General features: G+C 29.9%; 33 protein-coding genes. 29 read left to right on the top strand and 4 right to left on the bottom strand.

Translation table 11 applies throughout. The annotated features are described in order from the left end of the window. Positions 1-111: 111 nt before the first annotated feature. The gene (locus B5F09_RS06490; protein ID WP_087372840.1) at positions 112-351 is read right to left on the bottom strand and encodes a helix-turn-helix domain-containing protein; all 240 of its coding nucleotides are present in this window, start codon (positions 349-351) and stop codon (positions 112-114) included. After that, a complete protein-coding gene (locus B5F09_RS06495; RefSeq protein ID WP_087372844.1) occupies positions 348-584 on the bottom strand; it encodes a helix-turn-helix domain-containing protein in 237 nt (78 codons plus the stop codon). The genes B5F09_RS06490 and B5F09_RS06495 overlap by 4 nt, the downstream gene beginning before the upstream one ends. A gap of 150 nt (positions 585-734) precedes the next feature. On the opposite strand from B5F09_RS06495, the gene B5F09_RS06500 reads away from it, so the two are divergent. From B5F09_RS06500 to B5F09_RS06510, 4 genes are all read left to right on the top strand, one after another. Beyond that, a complete protein-coding gene (locus B5F09_RS06500; protein WP_087372847.1) occupies positions 735-920 on the top strand; it encodes a helix-turn-helix transcriptional regulator in 186 nt (61 codons plus the stop codon). Between the two features lie 56 nt (positions 921-976). Further along, positions 977-1,333, top strand: coding sequence for a hypothetical protein (locus B5F09_RS06505; RefSeq protein WP_087372850.1), 357 nt, complete (start codon positions 977-979; stop codon positions 1,331-1,333). A gap of 94 nt (positions 1,334-1,427) precedes the next feature. Continuing rightward, a complete protein-coding gene (locus tag B5F09_RS14830) occupies positions 1,428-1,592 on the top strand; it encodes a hypothetical protein (RefSeq protein WP_158095810.1) in 165 nt (54 codons plus the stop codon). A 13-nt stretch (positions 1,593-1,605) separates the two neighbouring features. Then, entirely contained in the window at positions 1,606-1,848 is a 243-nt protein-coding gene (locus tag B5F09_RS06510) for a hypothetical protein (protein WP_087372853.1), read from the top strand. On the opposite strand, the gene B5F09_RS06515 is transcribed toward B5F09_RS06510, so the two are convergent. After that, complete coding sequence (locus B5F09_RS06515; RefSeq protein WP_087372856.1) at positions 1,829-2,293, bottom strand: hypothetical protein; 465 nt, start codon at positions 2,291-2,293, stop codon at positions 1,829-1,831. The genes B5F09_RS06510 and B5F09_RS06515 overlap by 20 nt on opposite strands. A 96-nt stretch (positions 2,294-2,389) precedes the next feature. On the opposite strand from B5F09_RS06515, the gene B5F09_RS14835 reads away from it, so the two are divergent. The 6 genes from B5F09_RS14835 to B5F09_RS06540 all read left to right on the top strand — a co-directional run bounded on the left by B5F09_RS14835 (position 2,390) and on the right by B5F09_RS06540 (position 4,737). Beyond that, entirely contained in the window at positions 2,390-2,527 is a 138-nt protein-coding gene (locus B5F09_RS14835; protein ID WP_158095811.1) for a hypothetical protein, read from the top strand. A gap of 3 nt (positions 2,528-2,530) precedes the next feature. After that, positions 2,531-3,232, top strand: coding sequence for a BRO family protein (locus B5F09_RS06520; protein WP_087372859.1), 702 nt, complete (start codon positions 2,531-2,533; stop codon positions 3,230-3,232). Positions 3,233-3,234: 2 nt separating this feature from the next. Next, a complete protein-coding gene (locus B5F09_RS06525) occupies positions 3,235-3,432 on the top strand; it encodes a hypothetical protein (RefSeq protein ID WP_087372860.1) in 198 nt (65 codons plus the stop codon). 82 nt (positions 3,433-3,514) lie between these two features. After that, the gene (locus tag B5F09_RS06530) at positions 3,515-3,715 is read left to right on the top strand and encodes a hypothetical protein (protein WP_087372863.1); all 201 of its coding nucleotides are present in this window, start codon (positions 3,515-3,517) and stop codon (positions 3,713-3,715) included. Between the two features lie 321 nt (positions 3,716-4,036). Then, a complete protein-coding gene (locus B5F09_RS06535) occupies positions 4,037-4,546 on the top strand; it encodes an HNH endonuclease (RefSeq protein WP_087372865.1) in 510 nt (169 codons plus the stop codon). A 2-nt stretch (positions 4,547-4,548) separates the two neighbouring features. After that, positions 4,549-4,737 (top strand): hypothetical protein, encoded by a 189-nt coding sequence (locus B5F09_RS06540; RefSeq protein ID WP_087372868.1) that lies wholly within the window; start codon positions 4,549-4,551, stop codon positions 4,735-4,737. A gap of 20 nt (positions 4,738-4,757) precedes the next feature. On the opposite strand, the gene B5F09_RS06545 is transcribed toward B5F09_RS06540, so the two are convergent. Next, positions 4,758-5,087: a hypothetical protein gene (locus B5F09_RS06545; protein WP_087372870.1), complete on the bottom strand. Its 330-nt coding sequence runs from the start codon at positions 5,085-5,087 to the stop codon at positions 4,758-4,760. A 52-nt stretch (positions 5,088-5,139) separates the two neighbouring features. Here B5F09_RS06545 and B5F09_RS06550 point away from each other — a divergent pair, with 52 nt between their 5' ends. From B5F09_RS06550 to B5F09_RS06635, 19 genes are all read left to right on the top strand, one after another. After that, a complete protein-coding gene (locus B5F09_RS06550) occupies positions 5,140-5,790 on the top strand; it encodes a tyrosine-type recombinase/integrase (RefSeq protein ID WP_239404273.1) in 651 nt (216 codons plus the stop codon). A gap of 93 nt (positions 5,791-5,883) precedes the next feature. Beyond that, on the top strand, positions 5,884-6,045 hold the full coding sequence (locus B5F09_RS14840) for a hypothetical protein (protein ID WP_158095812.1): 162 nt from the start codon (positions 5,884-5,886) through the stop codon (positions 6,043-6,045). Beyond that, complete coding sequence (locus tag B5F09_RS15005; protein ID WP_204215245.1) at positions 6,014-6,463, top strand: hypothetical protein; 450 nt, start codon at positions 6,014-6,016, stop codon at positions 6,461-6,463. Before B5F09_RS14840 ends, B5F09_RS15005 begins: the two co-directional genes overlap by 32 nt. 284 nt (positions 6,464-6,747) lie before the next feature. Continuing rightward, positions 6,748-7,107, top strand: a complete 360-nt coding sequence (locus B5F09_RS06560; protein ID WP_087372875.1) for a hypothetical protein — start codon at positions 6,748-6,750, stop codon at positions 7,105-7,107. 164 nt (positions 7,108-7,271) lie between these two features. Beyond that, entirely contained in the window at positions 7,272-7,583 is a 312-nt protein-coding gene (locus B5F09_RS06570) for a hypothetical protein (RefSeq protein ID WP_087372881.1), read from the top strand. Next, entirely contained in the window at positions 7,580-7,783 is a 204-nt protein-coding gene (locus B5F09_RS06575) for a Lar family restriction alleviation protein (protein ID WP_087372884.1), read from the top strand. The genes B5F09_RS06570 and B5F09_RS06575 overlap by 4 nt, the downstream gene beginning before the upstream one ends. Next, positions 7,773-8,231, top strand: a complete 459-nt coding sequence (locus B5F09_RS06580; RefSeq protein ID WP_087372888.1) for a hypothetical protein — start codon at positions 7,773-7,775, stop codon at positions 8,229-8,231. Before B5F09_RS06575 ends, B5F09_RS06580 begins: the two co-directional genes overlap by 11 nt. Next, a complete protein-coding gene (locus B5F09_RS14845) occupies positions 8,228-8,392 on the top strand; it encodes a hypothetical protein (protein ID WP_158095813.1) in 165 nt (54 codons plus the stop codon). Before B5F09_RS06580 ends, B5F09_RS14845 begins: the two co-directional genes overlap by 4 nt. 243 nt (positions 8,393-8,635) lie before the next feature. After that, entirely contained in the window at positions 8,636-8,938 is a 303-nt protein-coding gene (locus B5F09_RS06585) for a hypothetical protein (RefSeq protein ID WP_087372892.1), read from the top strand. Between the two features lie 200 nt (positions 8,939-9,138). Continuing rightward, on the top strand, positions 9,139-9,444 hold the full coding sequence (locus B5F09_RS06590; RefSeq protein ID WP_087372895.1) for a MazG nucleotide pyrophosphohydrolase domain-containing protein: 306 nt from the start codon (positions 9,139-9,141) through the stop codon (positions 9,442-9,444). 96 nt (positions 9,445-9,540) lie between these two features. After that, positions 9,541-10,242 (top strand): helix-turn-helix domain-containing protein, encoded by a 702-nt coding sequence (locus tag B5F09_RS06595; RefSeq protein WP_087372898.1) that lies wholly within the window; start codon positions 9,541-9,543, stop codon positions 10,240-10,242. Then, on the top strand, positions 10,235-10,459 hold the full coding sequence (locus tag B5F09_RS06600; RefSeq protein WP_158095814.1) for a replicative helicase loader/inhibitor: 225 nt from the start codon (positions 10,235-10,237) through the stop codon (positions 10,457-10,459). The genes B5F09_RS06595 and B5F09_RS06600 overlap by 8 nt, the downstream gene beginning before the upstream one ends. After that, a complete protein-coding gene (locus tag B5F09_RS06605) occupies positions 10,452-11,639 on the top strand; it encodes a DnaB-like helicase C-terminal domain-containing protein (protein ID WP_158095815.1) in 1,188 nt (395 codons plus the stop codon). Before B5F09_RS06600 ends, B5F09_RS06605 begins: the two co-directional genes overlap by 8 nt. A gap of 2 nt (positions 11,640-11,641) precedes the next feature. After that, entirely contained in the window at positions 11,642-11,995 is a 354-nt protein-coding gene (locus tag B5F09_RS06610) for a hypothetical protein (protein ID WP_087372908.1), read from the top strand. Further along, the gene (locus tag B5F09_RS06615; protein ID WP_087372911.1) at positions 11,982-12,221 is read left to right on the top strand and encodes a hypothetical protein; all 240 of its coding nucleotides are present in this window, start codon (positions 11,982-11,984) and stop codon (positions 12,219-12,221) included. The genes B5F09_RS06610 and B5F09_RS06615 overlap by 14 nt, the downstream gene beginning before the upstream one ends. Further along, entirely contained in the window at positions 12,185-12,610 is a 426-nt protein-coding gene (locus tag B5F09_RS06620; RefSeq protein ID WP_087372913.1) for a hypothetical protein, read from the top strand. The genes B5F09_RS06615 and B5F09_RS06620 overlap by 37 nt, the downstream gene beginning before the upstream one ends. 335 nt (positions 12,611-12,945) lie before the next feature. After that, a complete protein-coding gene (locus tag B5F09_RS06625) occupies positions 12,946-13,458 on the top strand; it encodes a TetR/AcrR family transcriptional regulator (RefSeq protein ID WP_087372916.1) in 513 nt (170 codons plus the stop codon). Next, a complete protein-coding gene (locus B5F09_RS06630) occupies positions 13,448-15,412 on the top strand; it encodes a terminase large subunit domain-containing protein (RefSeq protein WP_158095816.1) in 1,965 nt (654 codons plus the stop codon). The genes B5F09_RS06625 and B5F09_RS06630 overlap by 11 nt, the downstream gene beginning before the upstream one ends. Beyond that, a complete protein-coding gene (locus tag B5F09_RS06635) occupies positions 15,348-15,674 on the top strand; it encodes an HNH endonuclease (protein WP_087372922.1) in 327 nt (108 codons plus the stop codon). The genes B5F09_RS06630 and B5F09_RS06635 overlap by 65 nt, the downstream gene beginning before the upstream one ends. Position 15,675: the final 1 nt, after the last annotated feature.

Here is a 15,675-nt window from a genome sequence, read left to right on the forward strand (position 1 = left end):
GAACGTGCTGAAATGATATAATTAAACACGTAAAAGGACTTTCGTAGGTTATTTTACATTAGTGCATTGCCAGTGCACTTAAGACTTCACTGTTGCCAGCAGTGAAGTTTTTTATTTTTCTCGATCCTTTAAGTCATCAACAATTTCTTGTAACAAATCAATATAATTATAATTCATTGCATCACAAATACTTTTTAAAACATGAACACTTATCGATATCTTTCCTTTTTCGTAAGCGTGTATTGTATTTCTAGCTTTCCCAACTTTAGTACCAACATCATTCAGTGATAGATTTTTAGATTCTCTTAATTTTTTTAATTTTATGCCAATTCTAACATCAATATCACTCATAATTTTTCTTGTAACTCATCAATTTTAAGTGATATTTCATCTAAAGTAATATTATATAAAGAACATAAAATTTTCATATCATCAAAATAAATTCTATTCCTACCACTTTCAATATCCCCTAGCCATCCTACAGATTTTCCGCATTTTTTTGCCACTTCAGTCAATGTTAAATTTTGCTTTTTTCGTGCTTCTTTTAAAAGAGAACCGTTTATTTTATTAAAATCATTTTGCATAGATTTCACCTCACATATATAATATCACATATCGTTACGTTTGTAACGTGAAAAAATAAAAAAATGTGCTCAAATTCGTTGACAACGTAAATATATAGTGTTATATTTGATTTGTAAGTTCGTTAACAACGTAAAATCAAGGAGGAATATATGGAAAAAATATCAATAAAAGCTATTAGAATTAATTTAGAAATGACACAAAAGGAAATGGCAGATTATTTGAATATATCATTAAGAGCATATGTTGATAAAGAAAATGGTGTTAACAAATTTTACTTTGATGAAGTAAAAAAAATTGCTGATTTAGGTAAAGTTAGTTTAGATATTATTAGATAATTTTTTTACAAAAAAATTACGTTGATAACGAAAATATAAAATAAGGAGGGTAATTAATGTTTAACAAATTGTTTTGCAATCATGAATTTGTATATGTTGATAAAGAGCTCATTACTCATTTCCCCGAAGAAGATGAATATTTATTTAAATTCATGTGCAAGAAATGCAAAAAGAAAAAATATATTTCTTCTTCATTTGTGGAAAAAATATATCGTCGTTTTGTTCGTGATTTAAATGAAATGGTTGTTATTGATGGATTTATTGATACTTCTGAACCGGCTTTTGTTTTACCAACAAGATGTGGAAGTTTTCATATAGATACAAGGCTTACTGGTTATGCAGCCGACAAAACAATTGAGTATTTTAAAAATAAATATTCTGTTGACATAACACAAATCAGAAGTGGTTTTTAATGTTTAAATAATATCATTGGTCTCGATGAAACATCAAACACAGAAGTGTGATTAGAAGTCATAAAAATGGATTTAAAATTTATGAGGTGAGAAGATGGGATTAATTCTTAGTTGTATATGTAGCATCGTAATTTCAATTGCGATTGGTAATATTGTTGGAATTTATTATTTAGAAAAAAATGATAAAGACTGGCAAAGAATTTTCGATGAAGCAACCAAATTTGTATTAGAAGAAATTAAAAATTCAAAAAAAAATTAGGGGAGTAATATTAATGAAAAGGTTTTATGAAGATGGCACCGGTAAAATAAAAATGGAGCAAAAGGAAAAGCACCCTGCTCGAAAAATTTTAGAGCAAGGTGGTTGGATAGATGAAGATAGTTTTGAACTCATGCTAAGAGAAGAAGCAGAAGATAATAGAATGAGCACATTAGAATCAATCGAGGAAAATCTTATACAAGTAAATAAAACTTTATATGCGATCTTAAAATATATTTCTAATAATCCACAAGATTAAAATCTTCTTCATCTATTAATGCATATTCTCTATAAGTATTTAGTTCAAGTCTGAATGTATAGAGTTTATTTGTTAATGTATCACGATATTTTACTGAAATCCAATGATTGTTATTTAAGTATTTATTATTAATTAAGGCAATTTTTGAAGTTTTGGGTGCTAAATAGATATTTTTTAATCCAACTAAAGGAAATGGGAGTTTATCAGATGTGTTAGCTTTGTTTACATTTATATCTGTTTCAAATGTGAGTAATAAAGCATCAAAATTTCCAAAGTTTTTAATCTTGATATAAGTACCCTTTTTTGAAGAGATAAGGTACATAGAAACCATTGCACGATTTGAAAGTTTTATAGTTCTAGATGTTTGATAACAAGCAAAAATTGCAGTTGCTAAAGATAGGATAGAAATAAAAGTTGAATAGATATCAAAATTTATATTATTCATGATTTCACCTCGCTTTCATTAAAATTTCGACATGGTGGTGTCGATATTTAAATTATAGCATTGGTGAAAAATAAATCAAAAAAAGGAGATTGAACAATGGAATATATATTTTCGATACTGACAAGTGTATGTATTTCATACATAATTGCCAGTCAATTGTTTCAAAAATATATGTTAGAGATCGAAAGGATACTTGATGAAACATTTAAAGAAATAAAAAGAAAGGAACGTTAAAAAATGAATGAATTACAAGTATTTAAAAACGAAGAATTTGGAGAAGTAAGAAGTTTAAAGATTGGAGATGAGCCTTGGTTTGTTGGTAAAGATGTAGCGGACATCTTAGGTTATACAAACAGTAGAAAAGCAATTAGTGATCATGTTGATGATGAAGATAAGGGAGTAACGAAATGTGACACCCTTGGAGGTAAACAGGATTTAACTATTATCAACGAATCAGGCTTATACAGTTTGATCTTATCCAGCAAATTACCAACTGCTAAGAAATTCAAACGCTGGGTAACAAGTGAAGTGTTGCCGGCAATCAGAAAAACAGGAAGTTATCAGATTCCAGATAATCCCATGGATGCTCTTAAGTTGATGTTTGAAGCTCAAACTCAAACAAATGATAAAGTCGAACACATCCAGGAAGATGTAAAAGAATTAAAGGATAACAAACTATTAAATCCTGGTCAGTATAACTATTTAGGTACACAAATCAGGAAAAGAGTTAGAGCAATCAAAGAAGTTAGAAAATTAAATCTTACAACAAAGCAAAATAGTAAATTATACAGCTTTATTAATCGGGACCTTAACAAATATGTAGGAATTCGTACTAGAAGTCAGTTCAAAGAAAAAGACTTTGAAAAAGCATTGAATTTTATCAGTGAATGGGATTTAAGCTATACAGACTTAAAAATTATTGAAGAAATGGAGAGTTAAGTATGAGAACCATGAATATGTATCCAAAACGATACATGACAATTAAAGAATTAGTACCATATGGGTTTACTAAATATGAATTAGAAAAGTATGTAAAAATTAGAGGATTTCCAGCATATAAGGCTCCAGGAACTACAAGCCCATGGAAAATTGATACTGCTAAATTAGACTCATGGTTAAAAAGAAATTTTGGAGCATAAAGAAAAATAGCCGTTGCGCCAACAACGACTAATTAAACAAAAAAGCAATTAGATTATAAAGGATAAAACGGAGGTTGTCAAAATGAAAAAGAAAGCAATTATTAAAGAATTAGAAAATATTAGAAAAATCTCAAAGATGAATCGCAAAGAACTTTATGAAAATTATCCTTTTACTCGTGAATTTATAAGTGAAGATGATTCTATTTATCCTGCATTAACAGGACTTATTGAAAGTGAATTAGAACATTTGATCAGGAGGATTGAACGAAATGGACTTAAATAAATTGAGTGCTAGAGGCACTTTAACAATAACAGTTATATTAATCCTAGCTACTTTTACAGTAGCAGGAATTATAGAAAAAATACTATAAAGAAATATTAGGATTTGTTCCCTCAAGGCAGTGCATCTAAAAGGCATGCTTACTGCATGCCTAAGAGTTTTAAAATCAGACTAACTATAATTGAAACAATTATTTCTTTAACAAGAACTGGCATTTCTTGTTTGAATGATTTGAAAATTTTACCCCTTTCGTTAAAAAAGTATGTCATATGGTGCACTGCCTTGAGGGAACAAAGAAGCTAAACAAGGAGTTGATAGATTTTGATGTCTGTTAAAAAAATTGAAAATCTTAAAGGTGAGATTTGGAAGCAATATGAGGATACCGGTTATTATTTTTCAAATTTTGGACGTGCAAAAAGAAAATATAAATGTGGTAATGAAAGGTTGTTGCGTCCTTATAAGGTTGTTCCCAAAAAAGGCTCATGGAGATATGTAATTAAAATTTATGGTAAAGAAAAGACTTTTGCACCTATTATTTACAAACTTTTCAATGGTGAAATACCTGATGATCATGTTGTAGTGCATAGAAATAAAGTTCTTAGTGATAATAGTGCTATTAACCTTAAAGCGATGCCACGTACGATGTTAGGGACCTTATATGGTGGCAGGACATCTAAACGGAAACTTATTTATTGTTTTGATAATAAGAAGATTTATAAAGGCACACGAGAAGCTGCTAAAGATTTGCATATCAATCGTCAGTCTGTCTGTGATTACTGCAATAATAAAGTGAAAAATCCTCTATATCGGCTTAAATGGTTTGAAGAAAGATAATCATGTATAAATTTACAGTATTTGTCGAAGCAGAAAGCTTTGTTTTACCACTTGTTGTTTATGCAGATAATAAAAAAGATGCTGGTAAAAAGGGAATAAGACTGTTTAACAAAACATTCAAAAACAAAAAAAGAATTGTTTCAGTGACTGTGCATAAGGATAAATATTACTTTGGTTGGTATATATACTAAAAATGTTAGAGATTTTCTGATTAATATAAAGAAATGATTAGAGAAATGATAGAAATGATAAGAGCTAAAAGTCCTATCCAGTTGTCTTTGAAGTAATTGATTTTATTAATTCTATTGAATTCCTTTTGGTGTTTGCTGGTATGTGATAAGCCAAAACATACAACGCCAGGTGAATATCTAGATTTTCTTAAATAATTTTTTTCGGTTAGATACTTTATACATGATATGACATCATCTGATTTAATATTCAATTCGTTAGCAGCTTTAGCTATGTCTGGATTAGTGTAAGGTAATTTCTGATTAGGTAATTGTTTAATATAGTCTAATAATTTTTTACTTGTTTTATCCATATTTTTTCCTCCTTTTCGACATTATAACACAAAAAATAAAAGAGGTGATAGCTTGGCAAGAAGAATTAAGCGTTTTGGTGGACAACATGAAACCCTGCCGATTAAAGATCCACGTCAATTGAATGAGTTTATGTTTAATCTTTTGAGAAAAAGGGATAGAGCAAAAACTCCAGTAAAGCGATACCAGGCAGACAGAAACTGGATGTTATGTATGCTGGGATTTAATACAGCTTTTAGAGCAGAGGATTTACTGCAATTAAGAGTTATCGATGTAAAAAAAGGTTACGTTCATATCAAAGAAAATAAAACATCAAAAATGCAGAATTTTAGAATGAACAAGAAGCTGCATAAAGATGTTTTAGATTATATTAAACGTAACAAATTAACAGATTACGATTATCTGTTTATGGGACAAAAAAAGATTCAAAACGGCAAAAAATACGTCTATCCGATCACTCGACAGAGAGCTCATAAAATAGTAAGTCAAAATGCTAAAGAAATAGGTATAGATTTTGTGTTTGGAATGCATAGTCTGCGAAAGACATTTGGTTATCAATATTATAAAAATGGTGGTAACCTGCTAACGCTAATGAAGATGTATAACCACGATGAGCCGAACGTCACTTTATTATACATTTGTTGGGGAAAAGAAGATGCTGAAAATGATAGAGAAGCGGTATATTTAGGAGGTGTACATAAATGAGCCAGTTTATATTAGGAATCGCAGTAACAATATTAATAGAAGTTTTAGTAGTGGTTGTTCTTATTGATTTGTGTGATAGAAAGGATGATGAAGATGTGTAATACAGGAATGTATCTTAAACTGAAAAACAATGGAGCAGTATTTAAGTTTACAAACGGTACATCAGTTTTTGTTAAGAAAAAAGGAGACCGTTATGAGATTAAGAAAAAAAGGAGCGGAAAACATGATCGAAAAGAAAACATGGAAAGAATTTAGAGATAGTGGTTTATTGTGGTTTGTGAATACAATATTACATTTATTTGGTTGGGCTATTGCTGTTGAAATTGAAAAAGGAAAAACAATAAATGTATATCCGGTTAGAACAAAGTTTAGAGGATTCGATGTAAAAACTAATGATGAAGGTTATATAAAAGTTACAGAGTATTTAAAAGAAAATATAGATGATTTAACAAAGGAAGTGAAAGATGAAGTTTTTAATAACTCTAAATCTTGTTCAATATTTATTCCTAAAAATAAAAAAAATATTGAAAAGGACAAAATAGTATATTTATGTGATCATCGAGCATGTAAAGAATGTGGTAGTGGTCTTTATTGTAATCACACTCATAAAATTGAACATGCTAAAAATTTTATAAAAATAGGAGATACATATTTTGAAGATGAAAAAGAATAGAGCATATTTAAAACCGTATATAAGAAGAGCTAAAAAGAAAGATTTTGAACCTCAAAAAGCAAGTAGTTTAAGAACTTGTATAAGAGCAGCATTTTTTTGAAGATATGCCTAAGTGCTATGTATTAGTTCAAAGAGGAAGCAATAAAGTTATAGACTATGGTTTATCAAAAGATGAATTAAAATCTTCAATCCTTTTCTGTCAAGGAAAACATAGAAATAAAAAGTTTAATCAATGGACAAACGTGGTTAAAAATTATGCACAAAATCATTAGCAGGAGAAGAACATGGATAATTTAGAAGATATTAAAACATATTTAGATAATTGTATAAGATATTGGAGAAGTAAAAGAGATAAAGAAAACTGTGAATATGCTATTTATTACATAGATTGTTTTCAATCAGTTAGGAGTTCTATTTTTGGGGAATGTTTGCCAGTTGAAGAAAAGGAAGTGACGGTAAAAGAAGCGATAGCAAGTTACCATATCGTTAAACAATTAATTGAATTAGGGTATCCACATAATTTTCAACATGAAAATAAATGGGTAGTTGATTATTGTTACAAAATTTCTGAAATTGTCAAACAAGCAATAGAAATTAAAAAATACCAAGAAGAATTTAAAAAAGAAGGTGAAAATGATGTATAGACATTGCTTAAATTGTAAGCATTGCGAAGAATTAAGATTTCAGCATAGAAATATTGTTACTGGTGGTCGTAATAATGCACATTGTAAATTAAAACATAAATATTTTTTTGCAAGTAGAATAAGAGCTTTATTTTGTTTGAAATTTAAAAAAAGGAGTGTACACAATGGATAAATTTGTTGAAAAAATATTAAATCAAAAGTTAATGGAAGGTAAATTATCATTAACAGAATTTAATTGCATTGTAAATTATATTGAAAAACTAATTGATAAGGAAATAGCTAAGAAACCAGTCTTAAATAAAAATTGGGCAGATAAAGATCAAAAAGATATATATGATGAAAATGGATATATTGATCCTGATGTATGTGTCTGTCCTAGATGTAAAGAGCCTGCAATTTATGGTTTTAAATATGGTGCTAAGTTTGATTATTGCACAGATTGTGGTCAAAGAAAAGATTGGAGTGATGAAGAATGATTGAACTTAAACCATGTCCTTTCTGTGGAGGGCAAGCAAGACTTTATGTAAATGGTGGAGTACGTGTTATATGTAATAATTATAATTGCAACTGTCAAACACCTATTATAAGAGATGGAGAATATTCAACAGGAGTTGGTGATACTGCTGTAAGTAGAGTAATTGAAAAATGGAATAGGAGAGTAAAAGATGATGACTAATGAAGAAAGATTATTACATGCATTATATAGTATCAAAAAGGTACTTAATGATTTTGGATTAGAAGCTATCAAAAATGAAGTACAATTTAAAAATGGAAACACTGAAACAATTGACTGCATAAGTGTTTTACAAGAATTTGTTGTCAATTATGTAAATAGTTCCCAGTTATATAAATTTGAAGAACTTCATAAGGTAAATGAATGGATACTTTTTAAAAAAAGAGAAGCCACAAAAGAAGAAAAAGAAATGTACCAATGGGATTATGTTCTTGATTGTGAAATTCCTAATGATGGACAAGAAATACTTGTGTCAGATGGTGAAGTGGTATGGTCAGATGTGTTTATTAATTTTGGTGATTGTTATGGTTTGGAATCGAATACTGAATTAACTGGATTAGCATGGATGCCATTACCTGAACCGTACAAAAGGAAGATTAGTAAACAATGAAGCAATATTACATATTATTAGCAAAGTTGTATAAATGTTGTGAGATACCTACAGAGTACCCATTAGCACCAGTATTAATAGATGTAGATGAAATTAGCGAATTACTAGAAGAAGAATTTATTAAAGCTGGATTATTAGAAAATGAAGAAAGTGAAGGTTAGCAAACAATGAAGAAAAGAATAAAATCAAATATATTAGGGATATTATTATTTATTATTACTGCCCTAGGAGTTATTGGCTCATGGTCATTGTTTAATCCGGTTTTAGGTACGTTGATATATATTTTATTAATAATAGCTATCTGTCTTGTTTAAGTGATAATAAATGAAAAATTGTCAAAAAGGCTGTGAAAATTGTTATGCAAAAAAATGCAAATTTAGAATAAAAGAAAGGATTAGCAAACAATGAAAAAAATAATAGGTAATTTATTATATGACACTGAAAAAGCTGAAAAAATATACAGTTATCGAAGCAAAAGAAAAACAGGAAGTTTTGGAGCTGTTAATTTTTATAGCTGGTTTGATATAGATGTTTATAAAACTAAAAAAGATAACTATTTTATCTACGGATGTCCAAGTGATGAGTATAAGTATTCTCTTAAACCTTTTATCGAAGAATTCAGTGAACCTGAATTTAAAGAAATTCTAAAAAAAATAGATCCTGATAGGTATACAGAATTTGGATTTGATGATATCGAAGAAGCTTAAACAGCACCTACAAAAAGCACCCTCAAAGTGTGATTTTACGTATTTAGAAGACATGGTAACTTTTTTTGAAAATCTTAAATAATAAAAATCTCTAAAAGTGTTGATATATCTAGAGTTTATAGAAATTTATATCTCTCTGGAAAAAATTTACACTCTTAGGGATTATGTAACATTTTTTAGTAGAGTTAGGAGGACACAAAATGGAAATGGAAAAAGTTATTAATTTTTATGGTAAAAAAGCTCAATGTAATCAAGCAATGGAAGAATGTGCTGAATTAATCGTAGCAATAAATAAATGTTTACGTTATCCACATGATGATCAACGAATTAATAATTTAATTGAGGAAATAGCAGATGTCATAATTATGATTTGTCAGCTTAAAGTTATATTTCAAATCCCTAACAGTGAAGTTGAGTCAATGATTAAATTTAAAGAAGATAGAATTATTAAACGTTTTGAGCAAGAAAAAAAGAAAAGAGAGAAATCGCAACAATATGGGAGCTAAAGAAATGGCTTTTATATTATTTCTGATGATGCTGATTTTGTTTATATTGTCATTGATCATTGGAATAAGGATTTTAAAAAAAATGTGGAGGTAATTATGGAAACCAAGGTTAATAATAACAATTTTATAACTGTCCAAGGATGGATGGCCAATGATTTAAATCTAAAAGGTAACAGTCTTTTAATATATGCTATTATCTATGGATTTTCACAAGTAGAGGGTCAAACATATAATGGTAGTTATCAATATCTTGCAGACTGGTGTGGCACCTCAAAACGGCAAGTAATTAGAATTTTAAATACATTAGTTGAAGATGGCCTGATTTCAAAAAAAGAGAAAGAGATTAATGGTGTAAAATTCAATGAGTATTCTACTATGTCAAAAATGTCACTAGGGGTGACAAAATGTCATGGGGCAGTGACAAAATGTCACGGGGGTAGTGACAAAATGTCACCCAATAATATAGATAATAATATAGATAATAATATAGATAATATATATAGTGCGAATAGTGCGAATTTTGACAAAAATGATGCATTTGAAAGATTCTGGAGTGCATACCCTAGAAAGACTAACAAGAAAAAAGCTAAAGATGCTTTTATAAAAAAATGCACAGATGAAATTATGTTTCAAAAGATGCTGAGTGCACTAGTAGACCAGAAACGATCTGAACAATGGCAAAATCCTAAATTTATACCTCATGCCAGCACATGGTTAAATGGCGAAAGATGGAATGATGTTTTAAATGTACACAATAATAGAAATTCTAATAGGGATTGGAGCTGGTTTAATGAATAAAGAAGATGTTAAAGAATTAATCTGCATCATTGATGGTACATATCCGAATTTTTTAAATGGCCGTGATTTGAAAACAGTATTCAATGCATGGTATCGCTTTTTTAATGGGAAAGACAAGAAGAAGGTATTTAGAAAGCTTGATGAATGGATAGCTAATAACAGTTATCCACCAACGCCGCACAATTTAAATGTGGCAGACTGGAGCAAATATGAATAATTATCAAGACGATTTACTTGGCATGTTTCTTACAAAACCGGAGCTGTTAGATATAACGATTTTGAAACCTCAATTTTTTGATAAAAAACATAGAATTATATTTAATGCAGTAAAAAAATCATATCATGAAAATAAAACAATTATTTTAGAAGATATTATTGCTCAAAAAGATGTAGATATGGATTTAGTTGTAGCATGTGCATCCAGCACTGCTACAACTGCATATTTTGAATATTATCAGGATTATGCAATAAGGGAATTTAAAAAGAAAGCTGTTATCGCTACATCAAAACGTTTAAAAGACGGTGAAATAGATTTAGATGAATATTATAAAACGGTCAATGATTATTCAGTATTAGGAGCTTCATCATCAACAAAATTGAGTAAAGATATTCTAATTGAATCGATTTCAAAACATAAAAAGAACATCAAGTTTGATAAATTTACTATTTTAGAGAAGAAATTAAATCTAAAAGAAAATGATTTTGTGATACTTGCGGGAGGTACAGGAGTTGGTAAAAGTGCTTTAGCATTAAACCTTATGGATGATCTATCAAAAAATTATCCATGTGTTTATTTTAACCTGGAAATGGTAAGCGAGGAATTATATCAAAGATTGATATCTATTAATTCAACATTTGCTGCTAAGACATTAGAACAGTATGAAACACTACCGCAAATTAAATTAGAGCAGGTAAACAATGCGATTGATTCTATTGCAAGCAGAAAGATAGATATTGTTAATAATTCGATTACTCTTGATAAACTAAGAAGTTTTATTATGACCTATAAAAGTGATAAGCATTTCATAGTGTTTGTTGATCATATCGGTCTAATAGGTGTAAGAGCTAAGGGAAGTTATGAAAGAATGACAGAAATAGCCAAAGAGTTAAGAAAGATATCATTAGATAATAACTGTACCATAATCGGTTTATGTCAATTAAACCGTGATGCTACAAAGTCTAATTCAAAGCCTAACTTGGCAATGCTAAGAGATAGTGGAGAGATCGAGCAAAGTGCTAGTAAAGTAATGTTCATCTGGAGAGAAGAAGATGATGATTACAGTATCATTATCGAAAAAAACAGAAGCGGAGCTAAAGCAAGGATTCCAATCGGTTATAATAAACAGAATCAAATTATGTATGAACTTAGTGATAAAAGAGATTTAAGAGGAGGGTAACTATGATTAATGATTATAAATTATATAAAGCTCGAAAGAGCGATAGAGATATGATTGAAAAAGCTAATAAAAATGATGCAATTATTATTTGCGTTAACGAAAACAGAAGATATGAAATAATGTATAGTGCTAAAGTATTTAATATTGATATTCATAAACCTTTAATTATTGATGAAGTAATTAGTTATAACTTTACAAAAGGTAATTATATTATTGATCATATAGATGATATAGCACAAATGATTATCTATCGATATATCTTAAAACCGCTATGGCAAAAAGGAACTATCTGTTTTGCTACAACAAGTAAGATTTATTTGCCAGACGTTTTAGAGGCTGAATATGATACTAGATAATATTCCAATTGCTGAACTCGAAAGAATATTAGAAGCTTTCGAATATGCAAGAGATTATAGTTTTGATAGTCATACAAGTCAGCAACCAGCACTTTATGCGATTAAAAGACAGAAAATAAGCGGTCTTGATATTAATACATATATCTATGTCGCAGATAATTATAAAGAATTGAAGGAGAAAGTTAGAAGATGGAAATCACGAACGCAGACATCAAACAGTTTATAAGAGATGTTACTTCATGCGGTTATTATAATCGCAAGATAATAGGCATCAACAATGATCTAGAAAACATCAGAAACGAAATGACCGGTATTAAATCATTAGCACCAAAGAATTATGTTATAGAGAATAAAAGGCCATTCAGTTTGCAAAAGCTTAACAGTCTTATTGTTGATGAAGAAAAACTGATAATTAGTAGAGATTACTATCAGCAAAGAATATTAGAAGTTGATTATTATTTTAGTAAGTTGCCGTTAGAAATACAGGAAATAATGATAAAGATATATATCGTAGGCATGAATCATGAAAGGACAGCAAGAATATATCATTTAGATAGAAGTACTTTGTATCGAAATATCAATAAAGAAATTAAAAAAATATTAGCAGAAAAGTAAAGTTGCAACAATGTTCACGAAAAAATGTGTTATTATGATATTGTCGAAAAGTTAGGAACGACGAAACAACCTTGAAATTTATCCAGCAGGCAGGAGAAACTGTATTGAATATAGTTTCTCTTGTCTTTTTTTGTAAAGTTTACACATTATTTTATTTTTTTATTCAAAAAGTTTTACATTTAAAAATCCCCCCGGGTTTGCTCAAAATCAAGGTGCCATGGGGAAAACGGTGAATGGGGGGCAATCTTTTGAGAATTGAAATCAAAAAAAGGGCTTTACATCTAGTATAGAAGTTTACAGAACATGTGTAAATGTCCAGGAAAGGAGGTACAAAGTTGACGATAACTAAATTAGCAAAATTAGCCGGGACCACAAGACCAACTATTTATAAATATTTTGAAAAAATGGGTTTTGATAAAAAGAATATAACCCCGGAAGTTGAAAAGAATGTTATCGACCATTTTTCAAAAAGAATAAAAAGCAACAGTAAAATAAAAGCCTCCAGTAAGAAAAGTATTATCAAACCTAAATTTAAAGCAAAAAAACTTACAACTGATGTAGTTGAAACCGTTGAAGAAAGACTTCTAAATGCCAAAAGTGATTATAACTTTAATGTTACGATGATTTCTAAATTTAAAAATGAAATTGATTTATATATTGAAGAAAACGGTTGTACAACTTATGAAAATTCATCTGGCGGGACATCTGCAATCCCGCAGATCAAGCAGTTGGAAAATTATATCAAGATGAACATTGCTTTGAATAAAACTATCCAGGAACTGGAACAGACACTGGACATTATAAGATTAAATGGAAACAGTTCGGAGGATAATCCATTTGCAAACTAATCCGTTTTTAGAGTTTATCGAAAGAACAAAAAAATTCCCTGATGAATATTCGCAAAAGATTCATCAGCAGGTTGAATTACAGGAAGAAATGCTGAAGATATATGATTTCGATGAAGAAAGAGGAAGAAAATGTGTAGACTGGATTGAAAAATTCTGTATCCTGACAGAAGGTGAAAATGCAGGTCAAAAAGTAAAACTGCTTTTGTGGCAGAAATGGTGGTATTACTCTATTTTCTGTTTTTATGGAGAATTCGAGGAACCTGACTATGATACAGATGGAAATTACATTGGAACCAAGATCAAATACTCAAGGGTTGTAAATGATGTCCTGCTGGTCATTGCATCAGGAAATGCAAAGACCACGACGATAGCTTTTTTGAATGCATATATTTTATACAGCAGTGCGTTTAAAGCACCGAACATTTTTATTGGTGCTAATTCACATCAGCAGGCAAGACTATGTTTTGACTGTACCATGGAGATTATCAAGAAGAACCGCAATTTAAAAAAATATGCAAGGATAGTTGACAGTAAATCAAGAATAAGCGTAGAGAAAACAAATTCTCTGCTGGTTGCAGTATCCAGCGATGGGGATAACCAGGAAGGTATTATTCCAGCAGTAATTGAATTAGATGAGATCCATGTTATGAAGGATTCAAGTTATGCGGACAATTTAAGAAAGTCTACTAAAAGAAGTGATATGCTCATTGTTGAGAGTTCTACGCATGGAACCGTGCGTGGAGGATATCTTGATAACAGATATGATTTTGCTACAAAAGTACTGACTAAAGAAACTGCAAAAAGACAGTATCGAAGCTTTTTTGCTGTTTTTGAACAGGATAGCGAAAATGAAGTATTTGATGCTTACCGTCTTAAAAAATATGATGTATATAAAAAATCAAATCCTTCTTTAGGTTTTGCAGTAGATACAACTATGCTTATAAAAAAAGTAGAAGAAATGATAGAAGATGCATCCAAAAGAGTTGTAATTCTGACAAAGAATTTTAATATTCCTCAAAACGGTGAATCCAGCTTTTTTACTAAAAACGAATGTATAACAAAAACATACAATGAAGAAATATTTAAAGGGGCACCGATATTCGTTGGTCTGGACATGGCCTGGACGAGGTCACCGACTGCCGATTTAACCTGTCTTTCATTGCTGATAGTAAATCCGTTTACAGAAGAACGGTATTTTAAAGATATTTATTTTCTGCCTAAATACTATGATTATCAGGAAATGATAAACGGTTCGCTGAATTCAAAACTTTTAGATATGATTGAATTAAAAAGCAAGGAAGATTCAAATATTCTTTACAACAAAAAAAAGAAAAAATACGGTTATCAGCTGTATGCCAACCGTGGTGATGTAGTTATCATCAACGAAGATTTATGTAACAGGATAACCGAAAAATATGGAACTGGTGCAAAGCCGGATATGACAGGGATAACAGAAGATTTTGTTATCTATTTTTTAGCTTATCTGGAACTTAATTTAAATATACAGATATGTAAATTCGGTCTTGATCCAAACAAAGCCAGCAAGATAGAAAGTTATTTTAATGGCAATGTTAAAAGCGTTGATGGGCGTGATATCTGTGTAAAATTCCAGATGGAAAAGTCGGCATTATCAAATCCGATATTAGAGAAGATGAAAGATATAAGGGCCCAGAATAAAGTTTTCAATAACAACAAATTAACAGAGCTGCATTTTGCCGAGGCACAAAGAAAAGATACAGCAACAGGATTTAAGCTTGTTAATCCAAACGCTAAGAAAAAAGATGGTGTTATTGCTGAAGCAGCAGCCGAGAGTGCTTACAACGTTTTTACTACAAATAAATATACCGGAGTTCAAAATCTTGAACTTTTAAAACAATGGTGGAGTGCAAATGAAACAAGAATCAATGCCCTATTGGAAAAAGGCAGTTTATCAATCACGGCTCTGGAAAAATGAAGTAAGACCAGCAGTGATAAGACGTGATAAAGCAATCTGTTATTTTTGCGGAAAACTTATAAAGGGAAGATTAGATGTACATCATCTAATCGAATTAACTGAAAAGAATTATCAGGATCCTCATATAGCATTTGGACTTGATAACTTAGTATGTGCACATAAAAAATGTCATGACATCCATCATCATCGTTTTTCTGCAGTATTAGAAAAAGAAACAATTGTTGATGATGAACTGAATATTGATTATGAAAGGAGGATGTGAT

Source organism: Erysipelatoclostridium sp. An173 (genome assembly GCF_002160495.1).
In the GTDB taxonomy this organism is placed as follows: domain Bacteria; phylum Bacillota_I; class Bacilli_A; order Erysipelotrichales; family Coprobacillaceae; genus Thomasclavelia; species Thomasclavelia merdavium.